At 75.2% G+C, this 2,529-nt stretch carries 2 protein-coding genes; both read right to left on the bottom strand.

Translation table 11 applies throughout. The features are described from left to right. Positions 1 to 1,728: FtsX-like permease family protein (locus tag EYA84_RS30440; protein WP_131057668.1), on the bottom strand; the 1,728-nt coding region annotated here is incomplete at its 3' end. A gap of 135 nt (positions 1,729 to 1,863) precedes the next feature. Beyond that, complete coding sequence (locus EYA84_RS30435; RefSeq protein ID WP_131057669.1) at positions 1,864 to 2,520, bottom strand: thymidine kinase; 657 nt, start codon at positions 2,518 to 2,520, stop codon at positions 1,864 to 1,866. Positions 2,521 to 2,529 lie beyond the last annotated feature (9 nt).

The raw sequence follows: 2,529 nt of genomic DNA, 5'->3' as shown, positions 1-2,529 counted from the left end.
GGCGGCGGCTGCGCCGTTGACCTCGGTGAGGCGCAGGTCGGCGCCGACCAGGTGCGCGGCCTGGTCGTCCAGCGACCGGCGGGAGGTGCCGGCCAGGGACCAGGCGAGGGTGCCGACCGCGACGGCGAGGGCCAGCAGCAGCACCGGGCCGGCGTGCGGCCGTCGCCCGGCCTGCCAGGTGCCGAGCATGACGGCGGTCCACGGTTTGCGGTCCACCCACCGTTCGGCGAGCCGGACCAGCGGCGGCAGCAGACGCAGCGCCAGCACCGCGCCGGCCAGGACCCCGAGCGTGGGTGCGGCGGCCAGCAGCGGATCCACCCCCAGGTCACCGCCCCGGGACCGGGACAACGGGGAGGAGTAGCGGCTGAGCTGATACCAGGCGAGCAGGGCCAGCCCGACCAGCAGCACGTCCAGGCCGGCGCGCTGCACCATGCCGCGACGGCGGGGCCGGGACCGGCTGGCCAGGTCGGCGACGTAGCTGTCGCCCCGGCGCAGGCTCGGCCCGATCATCGCCAGCGCACAGCCGGCCGCCGCCGCCCCGGCGACCAGCCACACCGTCGCGCCGGGCACGACGTCCGGCCGCAGCGACACCGCGCTGAGCCACGGCAGGCGGCCGGCGAGCCCGAGAACCTGCCCGGCGAGCAGCGGCGCGAGCACCGCAGCCGGCAGCACGACCAGGGTGGCCTCCCGGGCGGTCAGCCCGGCCAGTTGCCGCCGGGCGGCACCCCGGGCCCGCAGCAGCGCGGTCTCGCCCCGGCGGTGTTCGGTGAGCAGCACGGCGACGAGCAGCAACGCGTACCCGCCGAGTACCACCACCAGCAGCATCGGGGTGACCAACGCCGACCGGCCGACGAGGGTGGCCTGTTGCAGCCGGCGTACCAGGGTGGCGAGGTCGCTGGTGGCCATCGCCGACTCGCCCAGTCCGGCCTCGGCCGGAGTGCTGGTGGTGATCCGGCCGGCGGCCTCGGCCACCTGGTCCAGGGCGGCGGGGCCGACCGCGGTCAGGTCGGGTTCGACCAGCCAGCCGGCGGAGGCGTTGGGCAGGAAGTGGGTGACGAAGTCGTCGCGGGCCACCGTCATCGGCCCGTACGTGGCCGACTGCGGCAACGCGCCAGTGGCCGTCTCGGGTGCCAGCCGCCAGTACGCGGCGTCCGGGTCCAGCGGCGTGAACAGCCCGGTGACGGTCACCTCGGTGATCTGTCCGGTGAGCCCGTCGGTGATCGGGACGCGGTCACCGACGTCGACCTGGAGGGTGCGGGCCGCCGCCTCGGCGAGGACGGTCTGCACCGGGTCCGCTCCGGCCTGCGGCCAGGTGCCGGCGGCCAGCCGGGCGTGCGCGGGCAGGTCGTCGAGGAACATCACCGACGCGTACGTGGTGCCGGTGCGGTCGGCGACGGCGTTCCCGGTGTCGCCGCGCAACTGCCGTCCGGCCGCGTACCCGGCGGCGGTGACCTGCGCGGGCAACCCGCCCAGGTCGGTGTCGACCTGGGCGCGCAGTGCGGCGTCGCGGTCGCGCAGCGCGTCGGCGGTGCGGCCGGCGGAGGCCCGGACCAGCAGCGACCGTTCCGCCGCGGTGGCCTCGGCGAGCACGTTGCGGGTGCCCGAGTCGACCACGTCCCGGTTGTAGGCGGCCAGGCCGGTCAGGGCGAGGGTCGCCACCAGTGCCGCTCCGGCCGCGGCGAGCAGCAGGCCCCTCGTGCCCCGGGCACGCCGCCACGCGAACCTCATCCGTCCTGCACCCCCGCCGGTACGCGGGCCGGTGCGGCCCGTGTGCGCTTCTCGTCACGCACCAGAAGCGGCAGGCCCCCGGAAAAGGTTCGCAGCAGTGATCGTTTCGTTATCCGACGCCTCGGCGGCGGCGGTTCAGGAGTCGGCGCAGGCGGTGGCGCGTGGACCGAGGTCGCCGTTGCGGTGGTGGCGGCGGCACAGCACCTGGTATCGCACGTCGGCGTCGTCGACGGTGTCGCCGATCACCACCTGCTCGCCCTCGCGGACGATCCGCCCGCCCGCGACCCGGGCGTTGAGCAGACCCTCCCGGCCGCACCAGCAGAGCACCTCGACCTGGATCCGGGCCACCGAGTCGGCCAGTTCGAACAGCCGTCGGGCGGCCGGGAAGAGGCAGGACCGGAAGTCGGTGGCCAGTCCGAAGGCGTACACGTCGACGTCGTAGCTGTCGACCAGGTCGGCCATCTGCTCGACGTGCTCGACGGAGTAGAAGCTGGCCTCGTCGCAGATCAGGTAGTCCACCCGTACCCCGTCGGCCCAGGCGTCGCGGACCAGGGCGCGCAGGTCGAGCGCGTCGGTGACCTCGATCGCCTCGTGCGCCAGGCCGATGCGGGTGGTGACCTGCGGGCCCAGGGAACGGTCGATGCGGGTGGTGACCAGTCCCCGGCGGCCCTGCCGGGAGTGGTTGTAGTTCATCTGCAACGCCATCGTGGACTTGCCGCAGTCCATCGGACCCCAGTAGAAGCGCAGCGCGGCGGCGTGTGCCGGCCGCCCGTCGACGCCACGGGCGGCCACGCACCCGGC

Origin of the sequence: Verrucosispora sp. SN26_14.1, from assembly GCF_004307965.1 — a bacterium.
In the GTDB taxonomy this organism is placed as follows: domain Bacteria; phylum Actinomycetota; class Actinomycetes; order Mycobacteriales; family Micromonosporaceae; genus Micromonospora.
The sequence above is the reverse complement of the archived record's forward strand: the minus strand, read 5'-3'. Positions and strand labels throughout refer to the sequence as shown.